We start from the raw sequence: 19,722 nt of genomic DNA, 5'->3' as shown, positions 1-19,722 counted from the left end.
GCCCACGGCCGGCACCCGCCAACGCACGGAAGGGGCCGTGGCGGTACGTCGCAAGCCCGTCGCTTACGTTCGGATCTGGAAACGGCTCCCTACAGGGCAACGCCTGATCCGGCGGCGACGGGCTCGACGTACCGCCACGGCCCCGCCCCACCCAGGACCGCGCAGGCGCCCGCCCCGCCCAGGACCGCGCAGGCGCCCGCCCCGCCCACGACCGCCTCGGCGCCCGTCACCCCCCGATCCCCGCGCAACGCAACGCCGCCCGGACCTCGTCCACCGGATCCCCCAGGTGGTAGGGCCGCTCCGACGGTTCGATGCCGTCCAGGAACTCCTGATAGCGGACGGCGTAGGTGAGATGGGCCAGCGGCTCGGCGAGATCGAGCGCCCGAGCCGGGTCACTGCCGGGCACCCGGGATTTCCACGCCGCCACCCAGTCCCGGGCGGCCGCCGCACGACCCGACTCGGGAAGGAATCCCTGGACGCGCAGCCCGTCGAGCACCGGACTGCCCCAATAGGCATCGGCGAAGTCCATCACGACGGGCGCCCCACCGTCGCTGCGCCAGTTCCCGGGGTGGAAGTCGCCGTGCACCAGTGTGTCGGGCAGCCCGCACTCCGACAGAAGCTCCCACCGCCCGGCCAACTCCCGAGCTCCCCGCGCCTCCTGCTCGGTCAACTCCCCGGCGAGGGGCCCGTCGAGCAGATCACGAACCGCCACCTCGAGAACCGGCGCACGCCAGTCCCGCACCCCCGCCACGAAGCCGCACCCACCCGAACCCCCGGAGGCGACCGCGGCCTGCGCGGCAACGAACCGCCCCACCGCCGCGCCGACCGTCTCGGGCGAGGCCCCCCAGCAGTCCTCACCGGGAATGTGCTCCATCAGGACGCGCCGCTCACCCACGCCGAGGAGCGGGGGAACGAGTCCCGGGTCGACCCCCGCGAACGCGGCGATGACGGCGGCCTCGTCCGCCGCGAAGCGCGGTGTCGCCTTGAGCCAGACCGGACCGCGCGCGGTGGGCAGACGAAAGAGCCCGGACAGATTCCAGGTACGTCGCTGTACGACCGGACCGCTCACAGGCCGCCCCGCCGAAGCCAGCTCCCCGGCCGCCCAGTCGAGCAGCTCGCGCAGCCCCTCCGTCCGGGCCCACGGCGATCTGAGCGCCTCCGCACCGTCCAACACCACGGTATCGACGCGACGTTGATCCAGCAGACCACTCGCCGGACGCTCCAACGCCTCGACGTGGTACGTCACATGACCGTCCCGCCCGCCCGCGCCCCCTTGCACGTCCAGCAGACGCAGTACCAGCACGGGCACCCCGAGGAGCCCCTCCAGCCACCCCACGACCGGACCCACTTCGGACCACCAGGGGACGTCCACGGCGAAGGGCCCCGCGCTCCCGAGGAACTCGTCGCCCGAGGTCACCCACGCACTCACAGTTCTTGTCACCGCGCGAGTGTGAACGACCGGATGCGCTCCCGGCCAGCGAATAACGGCGGCCGGGACGCGCGCACCGGAAGGGGAGCGGAGCCGATGCGGCGACTCCGCTCCCCTTCCCCCGGGTCCCCCAACCCGGTCCCCCCTCGGGCCCTGTGGCCTGCCGGGCCGGAGCGCCCCCCGCGCGCCCCGGACCGAGATCCTTCTGTCCGACCCGGACCCGAGGGCCGGACAGCACATCGAACGAAATTCCCGGCGTCAGCCCTCGGCCTCGGTGTAGACGAACGTCTCCAGCAGCCGGCGGTCCGCCGCCCGGTATCCCGGACACACCACGAAGGCGACGGGTCGCCCGGCCTCGCACGAGGGCCAGAGGGCGTGTTCCTCCGGATCCGCCGGAGCGCCGGGTTCCACCGCGAAGTCGAAGTGGCCGGCATGGCCACTGACGGTCATGGCCCGGAACAGATGGGCGGCCTCCGTGCCGACCCGCTCCAACAGCCGCTGGTGGCGTGCGTCGAGCCCCACCACCCCGGCGTCGGTGGCGATGCGGGCCAGTTCGGTGAGGTCGGGCTCGCCGAGCCCACCCCGCTCGTCGGGGCCGAACAGCACCACACACAGCCGGCTGATCAACTGCGCCTGGCGCCGTCCGACGTCACGGGGCCGCTCCGCCGTCAGCCGAGGCTGGATCAGGTCGGGCATCCGCTGGGTGTACAACGCCCTCAACCGCTGGGCGAGTTCGTAGTGGACGAGAAAGTCCTCACGGGTGAGATCGGCCCGTTCCCAGACCTGGGTGACCCGCACCAGGTCCAGTACCTCGCTCTGCTCGTCGAGCACGCGGCGGGTGTCCGCGACGGCCGTCTCCAGCGTCCGGGCCCGTTCCTCCGCGCGTTCCTGGCGCATCCTCAACTCGATCAGCCGGTCACCCAGCGGGTCGAGCGCGGCGAGTGCGGCCCGCTGGTCGTCCGCGGCGGCCTCCAGCTTCCGGATCCGCGACTCCAGGGTGTCCAAGCCGTCCAGCCTGATGCTCACTTCCTGCGGCCGTTTGCCCTTGTCGCGGTTGAACAGCACGTCTCCTCCTTCGGGGCGGTAGGCCATGGCTATAGGCGGTCGAAGTCGACGGAGACCCGGCTGGTCTCTCCGGTGGCGGGGTCGAACACCTCGACCCGGAGTTCGGCGGCGCCGAAGTAGAACAGCAGCATGATCGGACGCTCCCGCAGCGGTCTGCCGACGGTGCCGGACAGGTCGACGGTGAGTCGGCCGATCTCCTCGGACCCGTCCTCGTCGACGTACCGGGGATCGGCCTTCGCGGAGCGGTACAGGCGTACGTCGAGCGCGTCCTGGTCCTCGCGGACCGGCACGATCCGGAAGGGGTGGGCGTCGTTCACCCGCACGCTGTCCATGCGCCGGACCGCGACACCGAAGCGGCCGACGCACAGGAGGTCGCCCTCGTCGTCGCGGTACATGCGCATCGTGGAGTCGACCCCCTCCTCGAAAGGCGTGGCCGTCTCGAAGCCGTAGGTGTACCTGGCCTGCCGGGAGACGAACACGTCCGGCCGGTAGGCGAAGTGGACGGCGCCCTCCAGGACGGCGAGGGCCGGGTCCGGCGGGACGAGGATGCGGTGCCGCTCGCCGAAGCGGGCCCGCATCCGCTCGCGCAGCCACGGGGAGCGGGCGAATCCGCCGACCAGGACCAGGGTCTCCGGCTCCGCGCCCGCGCCGCTGGTCCGGCCGATGGTCGCGAGCTGCTCCGCGACCTTGTCCAGGATGCCGTCCACCCTCTCGTCGAGCAGCCCCTCCACCTCCGCGGGAGGCAGGACGATCTGCCGTGGCAGGCCGGCGGCGTCGTGTGTCAGCCGCGCCCGCACCTGCTCGTCCAGGAGGTCCCACACGGTGACCGGAACCTCGATCCGCACCGGGTCCAGCACATGGGCGACCGCATCCGCCTCCCGGTCCAGTTCCACCGTCGCCTTGGCCCGCTCCCACTGCTCGGACAGCTCGAGCAACTCGCCGGGATGATCCCGTTCGATCCGCTTCAAGGCCGCCGGTCCGAAGCGGTCGCCGAGCGTCTTGTCGAGGAAGGCCTGGTTGACGTATTCCGAACCCAGCCACCCACCGGTGGCGAGGCCGATCTCGCGCAGCGCGATGGACGGACCGGGGTCGCCGTGCGACTCGTACGCCGTGATGTCGACCGTGCCGCCGCCGCAGTCGACCACCACGGACCGGAAGCCGTCGAGGTGCAGGGGCAGCCGGGCCCGCCGGTGCGGACCCGAGGCGGCGTCGGGCATCCGCAGATGGCAGTACAGGGCCGCCGCCTCCGGCTCGATGGCCAGGAGCAGCCGCTCCGGATCACCGGGGAACCCCGCGTCCACGGCCAGCCGCCGCAGCACCGCCTTGTCCTCGTCGTCCCAGATCGCGGGGACGGTGATGCACCAGCGGACCTCTCGCTCCGTGTACGTCATCCTCTTGATCTCCGCGGTCGCCAGTTCGCGGATCTCCTTGAGGTAGGCGGTCACGAGTTCCCGTATCAGACCGCGGTCGGAGCGGTCGACGAAGCCGCCCGTGATCGGCAGGTCCGCCATCGAACCGCCGCTCTTCAGGGCCGTCTTGAAGGCGTAGGCGTAGCCGAGCCCTTGGGTCTCCCTCTTCGCCAGGGCCTGGATCCACCGAGCGCGCGCCTCGTGGCCCCAGGCGACGGTGTCCCCGTCGTCCGTCACCAGGATCGCGGTCAGGTTCTTCGCCCTGTCCAGCTGACGGCCGGGGAACCGGGTGAAGAACTGGACCCGCCTGGTCAGCGGATCGTCGTTGAGCGGCGTTCGCACCGTCCAGGCGAAGCCGGTGCCGTGGGTGCCGAAGTCGACGGCCGCCACCACCTTGGCTTCGTCCGATCCCATGACCAGTGCTCCTGTCCGCCGGTGTTCGCACCCTTGCTCGCTGTAAGCTCGCTCACAGACAGAGTGGTGGGTTTCCGCGGCAACGTGGAGCGGTCGGCTGTTGCCAACGTTTTCTGGCAACACAGGGCGGGGAGCGGGCCGTTGGGAGGATCGCGATCGAAGAGAACGCGTTCGGCGCAGAGTTGCGCCGACGTCGGACGGCGGCCGGCAAGTCACTGAGTGAGCTGGCCGAAGAGGTGCACTGCAGCCGCAGCTTTCTGAGCAGGATCGAGACGGGCCAGCGACGTGTCACGCACGAGCTCGCGCAGCTGTGCGACGAACGGCTGGAGGCGAAGGGCGCGCTGCTCGCCCTGGTTCCCGATCCGTCCACCGAGCGGATCTCGAAGACGATCCGCCCGGGCCCGGGGGAGCGGGCAGCCAAACTGGTCAAGTCCGGTGCGGGCAGGGGAGGTTCGGACACCGCTCGGCATCGGGACGAGTTCGACCGGCTGCTGCGGCGCGGCGACCTCAGCCACACCGCCGGGGACATGCGCGAAGCGGACCGGCTCTACCGCGCGGCGTACGCGAGCGCCGAGGGGGATCCCACGGCCCGGGCGGAGGCCGTCATCAGGATGGCCCGCCGCTGGTCGGACCCCGGTCAGGTCGACCACGAACTGCTCCAGCTGATCAGGGAGAGCCTGGCCGCGCTGGGTGAAGACGGGAGCGTCGAGGCCGCCGGACTGCGCCTCAGGCTCAACGCGCACCTGGCGAAGAAGCTGTCCATGGCGGTCAGCCAGGACACCGCCGCCGGCCAGGCGGGCCCGGAGCAGGGCGCACGGCTGGCGCGCAGCACACTGCGCAGGCTGTCCGTGGACGGCAAGGACGACGAGGTGGCCTGCGAGGTGCTCACCGAATGCCGGTGGGGACTGTACGACTTCATGTCCACCGCCGAGTCCCTGACGCTCTCCGAACGCCTGCGGGACGCCGCGGCCCGGCACGGCTCGGCCTACTTCCGCGGCGAGGCGCTCATGGCCGTCGCCCTCGACCAGCTGCGGGCCGGCAAGGTGTACAGCGCGCTGGCCACGGCGAACCAGTACCGCAAGCATGCCGCGGACACCCGCGGCGTGCTGACCACCTGGCAGCAGCACACCCTGGACGCCCTGCTCGACCTGTGGCACGGCCGGTTCGACAAGGCCGCGGGCTGGATCTTCGGCGACGCGCTGACGTTCGTCGAGCGATTACCCGCCGATCTGGCCGTCCCCGCCGACAACCTGCACCAGACCCGCCTCGGCCAGGCCTACTGGCTGCTGCGCGAACAGGGCCGGATGGCGGACCTGTTCGCCTCCGGTCTGGCCGACACCGTCGAACGGCACGGCTACTTCCCCGTCTGGCGGGCCGGGCTCGCCCTCGCGCTGTGCGAGACGGGTGAGTACGCCGAAGGGGCGGACCGGCTCGTCGGATTCGCCCACGACACCGCCGACTTCAGCCGGTTCCCGCCCTCCGGATGGGCGGTGCCCACGCTGGTGCTGCTGGCCGAGGTGAGCGCCGCGCTCGACGCTCGGGGCGGATTCGAGGCCGAGCTGCGCCAGGTCCTGCCGGCACTGAGGGAGCGGCTCGCCGCCCACGACGGCGAGCAGATCGCCCTCGCGGGCTGGCCCACCGTGCTGATCGGGCCGACCGCCCGGGCCCGCGGACTGCTGGCCCTGGCCGCCGGAGAGCCGGACACCGCCCTCTCCCACTTCCGCACCGCGACCGAACCGGTCCGCTCCTCCCAGCCCCAGCTGGCCCGCCTCCGGCTGGCCCAGGCCCGCGCGCTGCGCAGGTCCGACCGCCCCGGCGCCGCCGCCCACGCCTCCGGACTGCTGCGGGAGGCGCTGCGCGTGGCTCGGACGTACGGCATGGCGGCCCTCGCGACCGAGTGCGCGGCCCTGCTGGACTCCACGGCGGACGCCTGAGCCGGACAGACCCGGGCGCTCGGCCGACGAGAACGTCCGTGCCGCCTGGCACCCGCAGGGGCACCCGTGCCGCCGGGCCCCTTTCGCGTGGGGCCGGCGGCACGGGTGGTGGGGAGCGGACGGGCTACGGCTTGCGGGCCACCACCCCGTACATCGCGATGTCCTCGTCGCGGATGCTCGTCTCCGTGCCGTCCGGGTGCCACTTGTGGACCTGGACGACGCCGGGCTCGACGAGTTCGAGGCCCTCGAAGAACTCCTCGGCCTCCGCGTGGGTGCGAAGCCGCATGGGCATGTTGCGAGCCGCGTACTCACGGGCGACGCGGGCCACCTCGTCGGGTGCGAACTCGGCGGTGCCGATGGACATCGCCAGGTAGCTGCCCGAGGGAAGGGGCTCCAGTAGGCGCCGGACGATGCCGACCGCGTCGTCCTCGTCCAGGACGAAGTGGACGATCGCGATCACCGTGAGGGCGACCGGCCGGGTGAGGTCGAGGGTGTCGCGCAGTTCCGCCGCGCCCAGGATCGTCGCCGGGTCGAGCATGTCCGCCTCGACGTAGGCGGTCTTGCCCTCGGGGGTGCTCGACAGTAAACCCTGCGACAGGGTGAGGACGATGGGGTCGTTGTCCACGTAGACGACCCGGGAGTCGGGGGCCACCGACTGGGCGATCTCGTGCAGATTGGGGGAGGTGGGGATGCCGGTGCCGATGTCGAGGAACTGGCGTATCCCCGCCTCCTTGGCCAGATAGGCCACCGCGCGGTTCATCCAGTCGCGGTTGGCCTTCATGTGGATCGGCAGGGCGGGCCACTCCCGCGCCATCGCGTCGCCCGCCTCCTTGTCGGCGGGATAGTAGTCCTTACCGCCCAGGATGTAGTCGTAGATGCGCGCGGAGTGTGCGCTCTCGGTGTCGATACGGTCGGCAGGCCATCCGTTGTCGGGCAACGCCGCCCCTCCCATCAAGTCGTCGGTACACGGCCGGTGTTCGTGGGGGAAAGAGAACTTCGTGGGGAACAGGAACTTCGTGGGGGAAAGAACAGGACATAGGAATCAGACAAGGTTGTCAGAGGAGGAAGTCGGCCTCTCCCGCCTTGACGCCCGCAAGAAAGCTCGTCATTTCACGGGGCGTGAAAACCAGGGCGGGCCCTTCGGGATCGGTGGACTGACGCAGCGCGATCCGGCCGTCGCCCAGTTTCTTCGCCTCGACGCAGGCGCCGCCCGCGTCGTCGCTCCACGGCTTGGACCAGCCCTGCGTGCCCAGTTCCCGGGACGGCATACCGTTGCGTATGTGGTGGTGCACTCATAGCTCCTTGCGAATCGCACCGAGAAGTTCCTCGGTCTTCCTGGCGGGCGCCGACTGTGCGCCCAGCCGGTCCAGGGCCTCGCGGTACACCACGACGTCGTCGTCCTTGTCGAGGTAGACGGCGCCCACCAGACCGCTCAGATAGACGATGTCCGGCAACTCGGGTGCCCTGAACCGGAAGAGATGGAACGCGCCGGCCCGCATGGCCGGATGCGGGCCGTTTCTGAACGGCATGATCTGCAGGGTCACATGGGGGAGCCTGTTGACCGCGATCAGATGGTCGATCTGCGCGCGCATCACCTCGGGCCCGCCGACCGGCCACCTCAGCACGGTCTCGTCCATCACCACCCAGACGCGCGGCGGAGCGGGCCGGGACAGCAGTTCCTGACGGCGCATGCGCAGCGCGACCCGGCGCTCGGTCGCCTCGGCCGAGGCGTGCGGATTGCCCGCGCCGAGCAGGGCGCGGGCGTACGCCTCCGTCTGCAGCAGCCCGTGCACGAACTCCGCCTCGTACGCGCGGATCTGGAGGGCCGCCTGCTCCAGGCTCAGATACGCCGCGAACCAGTCGGGCAGGACATCGCGGTAGGTGTGCCACCAGCCGCGCTTGTTGGCCTCGCGGACCGACTTCAGGAAGGTGTCGATCTCCTGCTGGTCCGTCACGCCGTACGTCTGGAGGAGCTTCTCGGCGTCGGTGAGCCGGAGCCGGGCCACCTTGGCGGCTTCCATCCGGCGGATGGTGGAGTGGCTGACGCCGATGGCCTCGCCCGCCTGCTCGTATGTCAGCCCGGCCTGGGTGCGCAGCTCCTCGAGTTGCTTGCCGAGAATCATGCGCAGAACGGAGGGGGCGCCGCCCCAGTCGGTCTCCGTGGACACGCCTTACCCCCCTCGCAGCGGGCTTCGAGGTCGCAGTCTGTCACGATCATCCGTCAACGGGGGAAGCATGCACCTGGCACATTGCAATTTTCAACTTGTCGGTTGCGAGGTGTTGTTGGCAGCTGCCACAGTGGTCTTATCGTCCCTGGCCCGGTGAAGGGAGTGGTGGTGCGGCCCAGTTGGGGGAGACGGGGCTGCAACATGGCATCTTGCGCGACGAGTTGTGTGCATCTCGCGGCAGTGCGAGACCACGGGGGACGGCATTGGCACCGCTTGTGGTGCGAAGGCAGACGAAAGGCGAACGGCGATGACCCCGCCCTCCCTCCCCCAGCCTTTGGGCCTACCACCAGGGGACGAACATCCCCACCGGGCAGGTGTGTTCGCCCTGCCCGCGGCCCCCGCCTCGGTGGGTATGGCCCGAAGAGACGTCCGTGAGTGGCTCACCGAGTGGGGCATCGACCCCGAGACCCGCGACAACGCGATCCTGGTGACCTCCGAACTCGTCACCAACGCGCTGACGCACACGGCGAGCGAGTGGATCGTGTGCAGAGTCCACGTCGCCGAGGAGCGGCTCCACATCGAGGTCGAGGATCAGCACCGCGGCTGGAGCCTTCCGGCCCAGCGCCGGCCGGGGCCCGACGACCAGGGTGGACGTGGGCTCCTGCTGGTCGGCGCCCTGAGCAGCGACTGGGGCGTCACAGACACCGCCGACGGCTCCGGACGCATCGTCTGGGCCGTACTGCCGTCGAAGGGAGGAGACATCGTGTCGACCGGCTCGCCGGCGACGGTGACCATGGCCCGGCCCATCCCCCACTCGGCCGAAGGATCTTTATCTGATGGAACGACAGCACATTCCTGACCTGCGCGATCACCAGCCCGCCGGACACCCGAGCGACCACCTTTCCGCCCTCGACGGCCGAGACCGTCTCCAGGCACCCGACGGCCGCGATCACACCGCCGCCGTCGAACCGCGCCCGTATCCCGCCGTCCTCGGCCTGCGCATGTACCTCCCCACCGCGCCGCCGCACGAGTCCCCGGCACGACTGGCGATACCCGCCGAGTTGTCCGCCGCGCTGGGACACGACGCCGTGGGCACCTCCCCGGAGCACGGGGAACGGATCATGGACTGTCTGCCCCGTGTCGGTTGTGTCTTCGCCGACGACGAGCGGTGGTGGTGGATCGTCCCTTCCGGCTCCCACATAGGCGTCACCTGGCCGCCCTCCACCAGCTACGCGGTGGGCGCCCGGCTGGCCGACCCGTCCTGGACCCGGGCCTTGTTGCGCTCACGGTCCGCGCGCCCCCGTCTGATCCACCGGCCCGAGGGCGACTCGCCGTACACGCCGCCGATTCCGCTGTACTTCCTCACCTGCCGCCTCGCGGGCAGCACCCCCAGCTGGTCGCTCGGCGCGGGTATCTAGAGACGCCGGTATCCAAAGACCTGCGGCTCTTCGGCCCGCCGACACGCAAGCGGTCACCTGCGCAACTGTCCGTGGCTGGGCGACCGCCTCGATCGGGACGCGCGCGGGGCGGGCGTGAAGGAGGCCGGTCCGTGTGGACGGGCCGGCCTGTGGGGTTGTTCGTTTCCTTTCGTGGGCCTGGGCTCAGCTCGGGCATCGACTCACGGGGCTGAGCCCGGGTAGGGGCCTCCGGCGCTGGTCCCGGGAGGGGACTGCTCCGAAGGGTGTCCGTCGGGCCTACGCCCGAGGAGTGTTCCTCATCGTCGTGACCGCGCACAGCGCCCCGAGCACCACGGCCAACGCGCCGATGATGATGCTGTTGATCACGACGCCGGTGTCCGGGCTGGTTCCGACCACCCACGGTGAGATGATCAACCACGCGCCCATCGCGCACATGGACCAGCTCAGGCCGTACATCCGTTCGGGGGCCCTGGTGAATCCGAGGGCCAGCAGGCCTATGGCGATGCCCATGATGAGGTTGTGTGTCGCCAGGGCGGGCTGGCTCGTCGTGTAGTGGAGTATCCACGGGGACACGGCGCAGTACAGACCGAGCAGGAACACCGGTCCGTCGACGAGCGCCACGTCGCGGCCACCGAGCACGCGGTCATACCGCTCCCGCATTTCGGATGCATCGGGGTGGGTCGTGATGTCACTTCTGGGGTGCGAGACGTTGGCCATGAGTCGTCTCCTTCGTTCTTTGCAGGCCTGACCGCTTCTGGTGCGGTATGCGGGTTGGCGCCGCTTGTTTTCATTGTGCTCTTATTTCTTCTTTATGTGTAGAGGTGGCTTTTCGCTCCGCCGGGGCGGGATCCGTCCTCAGGGGGCGCTGAGGAGACGGGTGACGGCGCGGCGGGCCCGCGTGGGTGCCTGCGGGTCGCGATGGAGCTGGATGGACTGATCGGCCGCCAGGGCTACGCCGTTGAGCTCGAAGACGAGCTGTTCCACATCGGTGCGCGGCGGCAGTTCGCCGGCTTCGACCGCCGTGCCCAACTCCGCCGCGACGTACGCCGACCATGAGGCGAGCGCGTCGAGCACCGCGTCGCGAACCGGACCGGGGCGGCCGTCGAACTCGCTCGCCACCGAGGTGAGGAAGCAGCCCCCGTGCCCCTCGCCCTCCGTCATGTAGTCGATCCACTCGTCGAAGGCGCGCGTCAGCCGCTCGGTGCCGGGTCTGGCGCCGACGGCCCGGGCCGGCACGCGTAGCCGGAACCTCTCGACGGCCGCGGCCAGAACGGCGAGTTGGAGCGCTTCCTTGCTGCCGAAGTGGCCGATCACTCCGGCCTTGCTCATCTCCAGATCGGTCGCCAGGCGGCCGATGGTGAGGCCTTCGAGGCCGTCCGTGGAGGCCAGCGTCAGGGCGCTGGCGATGATCCGGCTCCGCGTGGCGGCGGTTTCGGCAACGGACTTGCGGGGGCTCATACGGTCACTTTAACCTAACGACCGTTCGCAATTAGCTGACGATCGTTCGGTAGCTATGTGCTCGGGTTCGTGAGCGGGCGGTACCGGGCGCGTACGAGGGACCCACCGAATCGATCCACCGAAGGGACTCACCATGAAGATCCATCACCTGAACTGCGGCTCCATGCGGACGATCGACACCGAGGAGGGGAGCCTTCCCGCGGTCTGCCACTGTCTTCTCGTGGAGACCGACCGGGACGGGCTCGTCCTCGTCGAGAGCGGCATCGGTACGCAGGACGTGGCGCGGCCCGAGGAGAGCCTCGGCCCGGACTTCCTCGGCCGGGCCCAGCCCGTCCTCGACCTCGCGGAGACCGCGCTGCACCAGGTCACCGCGCTCGGCTTCCGCCCGGAGGACGTCCGGCACGTCGTCCTCAGCCACCTCGACCTCGACCATGCCGGGGGACTGCCCGACTTCCCCTGGGCCAAGGTGCATCTGAGCGAGGCCGAACACCGCGCGGCGATGGCGGCCCCCGGGGCTCACCCCGAGGACCGCGTCCGCTACCGTCCCGCCCAGTGGGCGCACCGGCCGCACTGGGTGACGTACGCGCAGCCGCACGGCGAGGCGTGGTGCGGATTCGACGCCGTGCGCCCGCTGGAGGGCCTGGACGCCGAGATCCTGCTGGTCCCGCTCGGCGGCCACACCCGCGGCCACAGCGCGATAGCCGTCGCCGACGGTGATCGCCGGCTGCTGCACTGCGGGGACGCGTACTACTTCCACCACGAGATCGACCCGGACCATCCCCGGGGACACCCCGGCCTGGACGTCCTCCAGCAGATCACCGAGGTGGACCGGCCGTTGCGTCTCGGCAACCACGCCCGTCTGCGGGAACTGGTGCGGCTGCACGGCGACGAGGTGGAGGTCTTCAGCGCGCACGACCCGTGGGAACTGGCGCGCTACGCGGGCGGGGCCGACGGTCCGGGAACGACTCCGGCGTGATCGCGGTCCACCCCGACCAGGCCCCGCGACCGCCGGCGGATCGGCTCGCGGTGGCGAATCCAGGAGTTCAGCCGACGGCCTGCGCGCGCAGCCCCCGGCGCAGCTGGTGCAGTCCGCGCCGGGAGTGGCTCTTGACGGTGCCCAGTGGCCAGCCGGTGCGCTGCGCGATCTGGGGCTGGGTCAGGTCCTCGTAGAACGCGAGGTGCAGCACCCGGCGCTGGGGCGCGGGAAGTCTGGCGAGCTCGCCGCGCAGGAGGACGCGGTCGAGCACGGTCTCCGGGCGGGCCTGGGTGTCGTCGACCGGGCCGAGGAGGGCTCCGGCGGCGGCGACCAGATCGGTACGGCGGGTCCGCGCGGACAGCGCGTCGGCGATCTTGCGGCGGGTGATGCCGACGAGCCAGCCCGCGAACGCGCCGCGCTCGGGGCGATAACCCCGCCGGCCCTGCCAGGCGGCCAGGAACACCTGCTGGGTGACGTCCTCGGCCTCCCGGGCGTCTCCCAGCGAACGTCCCGCCAGTGTGTGCACCAGCGTTCCCCAGCGGTGGTAGGCGGCGGCCAGACACTCCTCGTCGCCGTCCACCAGGCCCTGGGCCAGATCCGTGTCGGAGAGCGCCTCCCACCGCCCGTCGACGCACTGCTCGGTGATGGAATCCACGGTCATGGCCACGGCTCCTCGGTTCGGGCGGGCTCCCGGTCACCGTGCGCTTCCCGCGACGCGCCCGGTGATCCCCATCGTGTGAACCGAGGCACATGACGGACAACTCGCATCGTTTGTGCGTCGTATAGTCGCCGCATGGGCGAGAACCAACCGGCACAGGGGCGGGAGGCGGCCGCGCGGCCCGTCGAAGCGGGCGTCACGACGGGGTCCCTGGCCCGCCGCCTCGGGGTGTCGCCCACGACCCTGCGTTCCTGGGACCGGAGGTACGGGGTGGGGCCCACGGTCCGTACCGACGGACGGCACCGCCGCTGGACGCCGCAGGACGTGGCCATGCTCGAGGAGATGTGCCGGCTGACCTCGGCCGGGGTACCGCCCGCCGAGGCGGCCAGGACCGCCCAGGAGGGCGTCGGGCGGAACCGGCCCGGCCCGGAGCTGCCCGGGGGAGGCGACCGGCCGGGCGGGCATCGTTCGCAGGCGGCCGGCGCGCTCCCGCTCGGTGACGTCCGCCAGGAGTGCAGGGGTCTCGCGCGCGCCGCGGTCCGTCTCGACGCACCGACCGTGGGCGACCAACTGGCCTCCCTCGTGGCGCGCTACGGCGTGGTCCTCGCCTGGGACGAGGTGATGGTGCCGACCTTGCACGCGGTCGGACGCAAGTGGGAGTCCTCCGGCGACCGTTATGTGGAGGTGGAACACCTGCTGTCCTGGCACATCTCACGTGCCCTGCACCGCGCCACCGCGTCGGTCGGGCCCGTGGGAAGCCCGGCCGCCGCCGCGGGGCCGGTGGTGCTGGCGTGCGTCCCGGGCGAACAGCACAGCCTGGCGCTGGAGGCGCTGCACGCGGGGCTCGTCGAACTCGGCCTGCCCACCCGGATGTTCGGCGCGGCGGTTCCGACGGAGGCGCTGACCGCCGCCGTACGACGGCTGGGCCCGAAAGCCGTACTGCTGTGGGCCCAGACCCGTTCGACGGCCGACCTGCCCTTGGCCCGGCATGTCGCGGACACCCGGTGGGGAGTCAAGGGGGCCCGCGGTCATCCGGCCGTGCTGCTCGGCGGGCCGGGCTGGGCGGGCCGCCCGGTGCGTGGGATGCTCCGCCCGCCCGGGCTCCGGGACGCCCTCGGGACCCTCTCGGCCCTGTACGACCGGCCCGTCCCGGTCACCCGGGGCTGATCGCCCGTGCGCCGTCGGGCCGGCTACGGCTCAGCCGACCGTCCCGGTGGGCGAGGGGGAGCCGCCGGCGGGCGGGGTGAGGACGGCGGTCGGCTCACCCGGCGCGGGCGCGGGCGGCGTGAGATCGGAGGCGGGCAGCTTCGGCGGGGTGGTCTGCTGGAACAGCGTCTGGTCGAAGTTGACCAGCCCGGTCTTTTCCATCACCGTGATGTGGTCAAGCACCGTGACGTTGGCCTGGTCGGCCAGCTGGCGGACCAGCGAGTTCTTGGTGGTGGACCGGATCTTGGCGACGGTGTTGAAGATCGAACCGTGGGTCATCCGCAGGATGTTGGCGAAGTCGGTGTCGAACTGCTTGCCGGTTTCTCCGGTAAGCGTCGACACGAAGCCCTGCTGCTGAGGAGACGGCTTGTTGGGGATGGTGATGCCGAGTGCGGCGGCGACCTTGCGGTCGGTCTCGTCCAGCGCGGCATGGCCCCTGACCAGGTGGTCACCGGCGGTCCTGACCGCCGGGGTGGTGCCCTTCTGCAGACCCAGCATCCCCACGGGGTACTCCCACAGCCCGGCCGCCCGCACCTTGACGACGAAGTCGCGGTCGGCCTCGGTCACCGGGCCCGTCGAGGTATTGGCGATGACGCGGCTCTGATCAGCGGCCGTGGTCTGCAGTCCGAGCATGCTGGGATACGCGAGCGCGGCGAGAGTCATGACCAACGCACCTGCCACGAAGACGGTTCCTGCGGTTCGTGCAATGCGCATTGAGCCTCCTGGCGGGGCGGCGGCCCGGAGTGTGACGCTCCGGTGGGCCGCTCGGTGGATCCGGTGCGTGGATCCGGTACGGGTGTGTCGGACGTTCACCAGTACGGCTGCGCGGGCCGGATAAATCTCTAGGGAAAGTAAAATCCGTGCCGCCATGTGCACCGTCGCGAACCGCTGAGCCACCGTCTCATCTGCCGCGATGCCGCGATGCCGCGATGCCGCGATGCCGCGATGCCGCGATGCCGCGATGCCGCGATGCCGCTCAGCCGCTCCACCGTGATGCCGCTCAGCCACGTTCCCGAGCGGCCCTGAACCGGGCCAGCCCGTCGGAGAGTTCGACGACGGGGTCCGGGTAGTCGTACGCGGCGCGCTCCTGGCCCCGGAGTTTCCAGGGCTCGTGCACGGCGCCGCCCGCGAGCCCCGCCAGCTCCGGCACCCAGCGCCGGACGTACTCCCCGTCCGGGTCGTACCGCTTGGCCTGCGTCACCGGATTGAGGACGCGGCCCGGACGCGAGTCCGTGCCCGTTCCGGCCATCCACTGCCAGTTGAGCTGGTTGTTGGCGACATCGCCGTCCACCAGCAGGTCCAGGAAGTGCCGGGCTCCGATCCGCCAGTCCACGTACAGCGTCTTGGTGAGGAAGCTGGCGGCCAGCAGCCGTGCCCGGTTGTGCATCCAGCCCTCGTGGCGCAGTTGGCGCATCGCCGCGTCGACGACCGGATAGCCGGTGCGTCCCTTCTTCCACGCCTTGATGTCCTCGTGCGCCGCTCTTTCCGACCGCCAACGGTCGCGTTTGGTGCGGTAGTCGGCGACGGCCGCGTCGGGGCGCGCGGCGAGCACCTGGTGATGGAAGTCACGCCAGGCCAGTTGTCGTACGAACGCCTCGGCGCCCGGGCCGCCCGCCGCGCGCGCCCGGTGGACGAGTTCGACCGGGGAGAGGGTGCCGAAGTGCAGATGGGGGAGAGCCGGGAGGTGGCGTCGCCCGACAGGTCGTCGTGGCCGTCCTCGTACGAGGCGATGTCCGCGCGCAGCCAGGCCGTGAGCCGCTTCCTGCCTTCCGACTCGCCGCCGCGCGCCAGCCCCTCCGACAGCCCGGACAGGCCCGTGCGGGAGGGGATTGCCTCCGAGCCGACGCCGTCCGGCACCCGGATCGCCCGGGGCGCGGCGACCGGGTCCCGCAGAGGCTCCTGCGACCAGCGCCGGAAGTACGGTGTGAACACGGCGAAGTGGTCCGAGGTGGACGGAGTGACGGCGCCGGGCGCGAGCGCGGTGATCACGGTGTCGTGAACGTGCAGCCGGCACCCCTCGCCCTCCAGGGCCGCGCGCAGCCGCTCCTCGCGGCGGCGGGCGTAGCCACTGACTCCCGCCGCCATGTGCACCTCGTCGGCGTCCGCCTCGGCGACCACCTGGCACACCTGTGCGACGACATCGCCGGAGCGCACCACGAGGCGGCCGCCGCGCGCCCGCAGTGCGCCGTTCAGGTCCGCCAGACAGTCCGCCAGGAACGCCATGCGGTTGGGCGCGGTGAACCCCGCTTCGGCGACGGCGTCGTCCCGTACGAACAGAGGCACCAGCGCGGTCGAGCCGTCCCGCGCCGCGCGCAGCGCCGGATGGTCGTGCAGGCGCAGGTCCGAGGTGAACAGGACGACCGAGACGTTCATGGGGTGACTCCGGGACAGGGGCAGGCGGTGCTGTGACGGGGCGGCGACGAGCGCTGCCATGACTGCTTCGGGCCCGCGGTGCCTCGCGGATGCGGGCATCGGCGAGAGGATGCGGGACTCAGAGGGACGGCACGGCGGCCCGCCGTGCCCCGGACGGTATGTCGGCCTCGGCCGCCCTGGCGATGTTGCGGGCCATGCCGCCGAACACGACGGCGTGGAAGGGCGAGATGGTCCACCAGTAGGCGTGTCCCAGCAGGCCGTGCGGATGGAACAGGGCCCGTTGCCGGTAGCGGGAGGACCGGCCCTCGGCGCCGGGCTCGGCGTACATCTCCAGCCACGCGAGGCCCGGCAGTCGCATTTCTGCGCGCAGCCGCAGCAGACGGCCCGGCTCGATCTCCTCGACGCGCCAGAAGTCGAGCGAGTCGCCCACGCGCAGCCGGGCGGCGTCGCGCCGTCCGCGCCGCAGGCCCACGCCGCCCACCAGCCGGTCCAGCCGGCCGCGCAGCGCCCAGGCGGGCGGGAAGGAGTACCAGCCGTTCTCACCCCCGATGCCCTCGATCACCCGCCACAGCGCCCCGGGCGGCGCGTCCACCACCTGTTCGCGTTGATCGGTGTAGAGGCTGCCGCCCGCCCAGTCGGGGTCGGTGGGGAGGGGATCACTGGGCGCGCCGGGCACGGAGGCCGACGACCACCGGGTGGTGACCTGGGCGTCCCGCACCCGTTGCAGGGCCAGCGACACCGCCTCGTCGAAGCCGATCGGACGCCCCGGCGGATCGGGGACGTACCGGACGATGTCGTGTTCGTGGCAGACGACCTCGTGGCGCAGCGATTCGGTGAGCGGGCGCGCGATGGACGCGGGTACCGGGGTGACCAGGCCGACCCAGTGGCTGGAGAGCCCGGGAGTGAGCACCGGCACGGGCAGGATCAGCCTGCGGGGCAGCCCGGCGACGGCGGCGTACCGCTGCATCATCTCCAGATAGGTCAGGACCTCGGGACCGCCGATGTCGAAGGCGCGGTTGACCTCGGCGGGCATCCGCGCGCTGCCGACCAGGGTGCGCAGCACGTCCCGTACGCCGATCGGCTGGATCCGGGTGCGCACCCAGCGGGGCGTGACCATGACCGGGAGGCGTTCGGCGAGGTAGCGGAGCATCTCGAAGGAGGCCGAGCCGGAACCGATGATCACGGCCGCGCGCAGGACCGTGGTCGGCACGCCCGACTCCAGCAGGATGCGGCCGACCTCGGCGCGCGACCTGAGGTGCGGCGAGAGGCGTTCCTCGGGGACCCCCGCCGGGGTCAGGCCGCCCAGGTAGACGATCCTGCTCACCCCGGCGGCGCGGGCCTGCTCGCCGAAGATCCGGGCCGCCTTCCGGTCGGTCTCCTCGAAGTCGTGGCCCGTGCCCAGGGCGTGCACCAGGTAGTACGCGACGTCGATGCCGCGCAGCGCCTCGGCGACCGAGCCGGCGTCCGTGACGTCGCCGCGCACCACCTCCGCGTCGCCCGCCCACGGGTAGTCACGCAGCTTGGCGGGCGAGCGGGCGAGACACCGCACGCGGAGCCCCGCCTCCAGCAGCTCGGGCACCAGCCGGCCGCCGATGTAGCCGGTGGCACCGGTCACCAGACAGCGCGGGCCGGGGCGGGGATCGTCGTCGCTCATGGGTTCCTCCGTCGTTCTCCGGGCCACCCGCTTTCCGTGTTCCCTCTCTCATCTCTTCCACGCGAACACGGCGGTCGGATGCACCCAGGACCTGTCCGGCGGAGTCCTTACGGACATGTCCGGGGGAATCGCGGGCAAGCGGGAGGACACGAGAGTTTGAGGTCACAGCTGGAGGTGTCTGCCGTGATGGGCACGAAGGTGTTGGAGCGGTTTCCGGCGGGAGGCCCGCGCGGATCCTGGACGGCGGAGGAGTACGCGGCCCGGCGCCGCACCGAGGGGCAGCCCGCGACGGTGGTGATGGACCTGAAGTCGGACGCCTTCCTCGTGGTGGTGCCGGTCGGCGACGAGGACTGAACGCCCCCGGTCAGGGCCGACCCGACAGCCGGCCGCCGAGCTCCGCCGCCCTGCGCACGAACGCCTCGTGCAGGTCGTGGGCGGCACGCGGCACCGACTCCGCCCGGCGGCGCCGCAGCATCAGCAGGACCCGTGTCGTGTCGTCCGTGAGCGGCCGGTGGGTGATCGCGCCGCACCGCTCGAGGGGATCCCCGATCACACTGAAATCGGGCAGGACCGTCGCGCCCAGCCCCTCGGCGACCATGAGCTTGCCCATCTCGGCGCCGTCGGTCGTGTACGAGAGGGCCGGGCCGCGGCCCTCCAGGAGCCGGTGGAGATAGCGGTGCATGACGTACCCGGAGCGCATCGCGATCAGCGCCTCGCGTCCGTCCAGCAGGTCGGCCGCCGACACCGCGTCGAGTGCGGCGAGCGGACTGTCCGGGCGCAGGCACACCACCGGTCGGCCGCGCAGCAGTTCGGTGGTCTCGAAGTCGGCGGGCAGGTCGTCGCCGTCGAGATGGTTCACCAGGCCCAGGTCGAGGCCGCCCTCCGACAGGGTCCGGTGGATCTCCGTCTGCTGGGCGCCGACCACCTCCACCTGCGTCAGCGGATGCGCCGCGCGGAATTCCCTGACCGTCGGGATGAGCAGGGGCACCGTCGCCGCGTTCACCGTGCCGACGCGGACCATCCGGCTGATCCGGTGCTGCTCGCCGGCCGCGCCGCGCAGCCGGTCCACCGCGTCCAGCACGTTGATGATGTGGGGCAGCAGCTCCCGTCCCTCGGCGCTCATCCGCGCGCCGGACCGCTTGCGCTCCAGCAGATCGACGCCGAGTTCGCGCTCCAGGTTCCGCACGGTCTCGCTCAACGCCGGCTGGGAGAGACGGAGTTCCTCGGCGGCCCGGCGCAGTGAGCCGAGCCGGGTGACCGCCGCGATGTATTCCAGTTGCTCTGTCCGCACGCCAGCAGAATGCGGTCCGTTTCCCGGCCCGTTCAAGGGTTTCCCGGCCCGTTCAAGGGTTTCCCTGTCACACGTTCGTGAAATTCGGTGGTCCGCGATACGAGACCGGTCGGGTTTTCCTTGACTGCCCTCGCGGCCGACTGCCACGATCGACGGCATGATGATGCGACTGGACCTCACGCGGCGACGCCATGTCGACCTCGCGCGCGTCTCCAGCGCCTCCTGTTGCACCGCGGCCTGAGTCCCCGGATCCGCCGCACCCCATCGGC

Annotated in this window: 20 protein-coding genes and 1 pseudogene; 7 read left to right on the top strand and 14 right to left on the bottom strand. The window is 71.5% G+C overall.

The genetic code is table 11. The annotated features are described in order from the left end of the window. Positions 1-89 precede the first annotated feature (89 nt). From AAFF41_RS06365 to AAFF41_RS06350, 4 genes are all read right to left on the bottom strand, one after another. On the bottom strand, positions 90-230 hold the full coding sequence (locus AAFF41_RS06365) for a hypothetical protein (RefSeq protein WP_343323634.1): 141 nt from the start codon (positions 228-230) through the stop codon (positions 90-92). Then, a complete protein-coding gene (locus tag AAFF41_RS06360) occupies positions 227-1,441 on the bottom strand; it encodes an aminoglycoside phosphotransferase family protein (RefSeq protein ID WP_343323633.1) in 1,215 nt (404 codons plus the stop codon). The genes AAFF41_RS06365 and AAFF41_RS06360 overlap by 4 nt, the downstream gene beginning before the upstream one ends. A 246-nt stretch (positions 1,442-1,687) precedes the next feature. Beyond that, positions 1,688-2,494, bottom strand: a complete 807-nt coding sequence (locus AAFF41_RS06355; RefSeq protein WP_319753181.1) for a hypothetical protein — start codon at positions 2,492-2,494, stop codon at positions 1,688-1,690. 29 nt (positions 2,495-2,523) lie between these two features. Continuing rightward, positions 2,524-4,317, bottom strand: a complete 1,794-nt coding sequence (locus AAFF41_RS06350) for an Hsp70 family protein (RefSeq protein WP_343323632.1) — start codon at positions 4,315-4,317, stop codon at positions 2,524-2,526. Between the two features lie 5 nt (positions 4,318-4,322). On the opposite strand from AAFF41_RS06350, the gene AAFF41_RS06345 reads away from it, so the two are divergent. Then, on the top strand, positions 4,323-6,251 hold the full coding sequence (locus tag AAFF41_RS06345; RefSeq protein ID WP_343323631.1) for a helix-turn-helix domain-containing protein: 1,929 nt from the start codon (positions 4,323-4,325) through the stop codon (positions 6,249-6,251). 124 nt (positions 6,252-6,375) lie between these two features. Here the strand turns inward: AAFF41_RS06345 and AAFF41_RS06340 are convergent, their stop codons facing one another. The 3 genes from AAFF41_RS06340 to AAFF41_RS06330 all read right to left on the bottom strand — a co-directional run bounded on the left by AAFF41_RS06340 (position 6,376) and on the right by AAFF41_RS06330 (position 8,419). Beyond that, the gene (locus AAFF41_RS06340) at positions 6,376-7,188 is read right to left on the bottom strand and encodes an SAM-dependent methyltransferase (RefSeq protein WP_319753178.1); all 813 of its coding nucleotides are present in this window, start codon (positions 7,186-7,188) and stop codon (positions 6,376-6,378) included. A gap of 118 nt (positions 7,189-7,306) precedes the next feature. Continuing rightward, on the bottom strand, positions 7,307-7,519 hold the full coding sequence (locus tag AAFF41_RS06335) for a DUF397 domain-containing protein (RefSeq protein WP_054233852.1): 213 nt from the start codon (positions 7,517-7,519) through the stop codon (positions 7,307-7,309). Between the two features lie 24 nt (positions 7,520-7,543). Continuing rightward, the gene (locus AAFF41_RS06330; RefSeq protein WP_319753177.1) at positions 7,544-8,419 is read right to left on the bottom strand and encodes a helix-turn-helix domain-containing protein; all 876 of its coding nucleotides are present in this window, start codon (positions 8,417-8,419) and stop codon (positions 7,544-7,546) included. A 376-nt stretch (positions 8,420-8,795) separates the two neighbouring features. Between AAFF41_RS06330 and AAFF41_RS06325 the strand changes: the two genes are divergently transcribed. Next, positions 8,796-9,278: an ATP-binding protein gene (locus AAFF41_RS06325; RefSeq protein WP_319753176.1), complete on the top strand. Its 483-nt coding sequence runs from the start codon at positions 8,796-8,798 to the stop codon at positions 9,276-9,278. Next, a complete protein-coding gene (locus AAFF41_RS06320; protein WP_343323630.1) occupies positions 9,256-9,837 on the top strand; it encodes a hypothetical protein in 582 nt (193 codons plus the stop codon). Before AAFF41_RS06325 ends, AAFF41_RS06320 begins: the two co-directional genes overlap by 23 nt. Positions 9,838-10,113: 276 nt before the next feature. Here AAFF41_RS06320 and AAFF41_RS06315 read toward each other — a convergent pair whose 3' ends face one another. Together AAFF41_RS06315 and AAFF41_RS06310 are read right to left on the bottom strand one after the other, a co-directional pair. Next, positions 10,114-10,554: an SPW repeat protein gene (locus tag AAFF41_RS06315; protein WP_343323629.1), complete on the bottom strand. Its 441-nt coding sequence runs from the start codon at positions 10,552-10,554 to the stop codon at positions 10,114-10,116. Between the two features lie 138 nt (positions 10,555-10,692). After that, complete coding sequence (locus tag AAFF41_RS06310; protein WP_343323628.1) at positions 10,693-11,295, bottom strand: TetR/AcrR family transcriptional regulator; 603 nt, start codon at positions 11,293-11,295, stop codon at positions 10,693-10,695. 133 nt (positions 11,296-11,428) lie between these two features. On the opposite strand from AAFF41_RS06310, the gene AAFF41_RS06305 reads away from it, so the two are divergent. After that, complete coding sequence (locus AAFF41_RS06305) at positions 11,429-12,271, top strand: MBL fold metallo-hydrolase (RefSeq protein WP_319753172.1); 843 nt, start codon at positions 11,429-11,431, stop codon at positions 12,269-12,271. 67 nt (positions 12,272-12,338) lie between these two features. On the opposite strand, the gene AAFF41_RS06300 is transcribed toward AAFF41_RS06305, so the two are convergent. Then, a complete protein-coding gene (locus tag AAFF41_RS06300) occupies positions 12,339-12,932 on the bottom strand; it encodes a sigma-70 family RNA polymerase sigma factor (RefSeq protein ID WP_319753171.1) in 594 nt (197 codons plus the stop codon). A 132-nt stretch (positions 12,933-13,064) separates the two neighbouring features. On the opposite strand from AAFF41_RS06300, the gene AAFF41_RS06295 reads away from it, so the two are divergent. Then, a complete protein-coding gene (locus tag AAFF41_RS06295) occupies positions 13,065-14,096 on the top strand; it encodes a MerR family transcriptional regulator (RefSeq protein ID WP_319753170.1) in 1,032 nt (343 codons plus the stop codon). A 30-nt stretch (positions 14,097-14,126) separates the two neighbouring features. Here AAFF41_RS06295 and AAFF41_RS06290 read toward each other — a convergent pair whose 3' ends face one another. From AAFF41_RS06290 to AAFF41_RS06280, 3 genes and pseudogenes are all read right to left on the bottom strand, one after another. Continuing rightward, positions 14,127-14,849 carry a DUF4142 domain-containing protein gene (locus tag AAFF41_RS06290; RefSeq protein WP_319753169.1) on the bottom strand — a complete coding sequence of 241 codons (723 nt, stop codon included), beginning with the start codon at positions 14,847-14,849 and terminating at the stop codon, positions 14,127-14,129. A gap of 286 nt (positions 14,850-15,135) precedes the next feature. After that, positions 15,136-16,508 (bottom strand): annotated as a pseudogene (locus AAFF41_RS06285) (cryptochrome/photolyase family protein). A 118-nt stretch (positions 16,509-16,626) separates the two neighbouring features. Next, on the bottom strand, positions 16,627-18,162 hold the full coding sequence (locus tag AAFF41_RS06280; RefSeq protein ID WP_343323627.1) for an SDR family oxidoreductase: 1,536 nt from the start codon (positions 18,160-18,162) through the stop codon (positions 16,627-16,629). 183 nt (positions 18,163-18,345) lie between these two features. Here AAFF41_RS06280 and AAFF41_RS06275 point away from each other — a divergent pair, with 183 nt between their 5' ends. Further along, the gene (locus AAFF41_RS06275; RefSeq protein ID WP_159055310.1) at positions 18,346-18,516 is read left to right on the top strand and encodes a hypothetical protein; all 171 of its coding nucleotides are present in this window, start codon (positions 18,346-18,348) and stop codon (positions 18,514-18,516) included. Between the two features lie 10 nt (positions 18,517-18,526). Here the strand turns inward: AAFF41_RS06275 and AAFF41_RS06270 are convergent, their stop codons facing one another. After that, complete coding sequence (locus AAFF41_RS06270; protein ID WP_319753167.1) at positions 18,527-19,453, bottom strand: LysR family transcriptional regulator; 927 nt, start codon at positions 19,451-19,453, stop codon at positions 18,527-18,529. A gap of 157 nt (positions 19,454-19,610) precedes the next feature. On the opposite strand from AAFF41_RS06270, the gene AAFF41_RS51515 reads away from it, so the two are divergent. After that, positions 19,611-19,694, top strand: coding sequence for a putative leader peptide (locus AAFF41_RS51515; protein WP_351305882.1), 84 nt, complete (start codon positions 19,611-19,613; stop codon positions 19,692-19,694). The last annotated feature ends 28 nt before the right edge of the window (positions 19,695-19,722 follow it).

Origin of the sequence: Streptomyces mirabilis (assembly GCF_039503195.1) — a bacterium.
Taxonomy (GTDB): domain Bacteria; phylum Actinomycetota; class Actinomycetes; order Streptomycetales; family Streptomycetaceae; genus Streptomyces; species Streptomyces mirabilis_D.
This window is presented reverse-complemented; position numbering and strand designations above follow the sequence as displayed.

Bases quoted from the DNA above. Each gene is read 5' to 3' on its own strand.
- AAFF41_RS06350 (WP_343323632.1), bottom strand. From the start codon at position 4,317: ATGGGATCGGACGAAGCCAAGGTGGTGGCGGCCGTCGACTTCGGCACC.
- AAFF41_RS06335 (WP_054233852.1), bottom strand. From the start codon at position 7,519: ATGCCGTCCCGGGAACTGGGCACGCAGGGCTGGTCCAAGCCGTGGAGC.
- AAFF41_RS06320 (WP_343323630.1), top strand. From the start codon at position 9,256: ATGGAACGACAGCACATTCCTGACCTGCGCGATCACCAGCCCGCCGGA.
- AAFF41_RS06315 (WP_343323629.1), bottom strand. From the start codon at position 10,554: ATGGCCAACGTCTCGCACCCCAGAAGTGACATCACGACCCACCCCGAT.
- AAFF41_RS06310 (WP_343323628.1), bottom strand. From the start codon at position 11,295: ATGAGCCCCCGCAAGTCCGTTGCCGAAACCGCCGCCACGCGGAGCCGG.
- AAFF41_RS06305 (WP_319753172.1), top strand. From the start codon at position 11,429: ATGAAGATCCATCACCTGAACTGCGGCTCCATGCGGACGATCGACACC.
- AAFF41_RS06300 (WP_319753171.1), bottom strand. From the start codon at position 12,932: ATGACCGTGGATTCCATCACCGAGCAGTGCGTCGACGGGCGGTGGGAG.
- AAFF41_RS06295 (WP_319753170.1), top strand. From the start codon at position 13,065: ATGGGCGAGAACCAACCGGCACAGGGGCGGGAGGCGGCCGCGCGGCCC.
- AAFF41_RS06290 (WP_319753169.1), bottom strand. From the start codon at position 14,849: ATGCGCATTGCACGAACCGCAGGAACCGTCTTCGTGGCAGGTGCGTTG.
- AAFF41_RS06280 (WP_343323627.1), bottom strand. From the start codon at position 18,162: ATGAGCGACGACGATCCCCGCCCCGGCCCGCGCTGTCTGGTGACCGGT.
- AAFF41_RS51515 (WP_351305882.1), top strand. From the start codon at position 19,611: ATGATGATGCGACTGGACCTCACGCGGCGACGCCATGTCGACCTCGCG.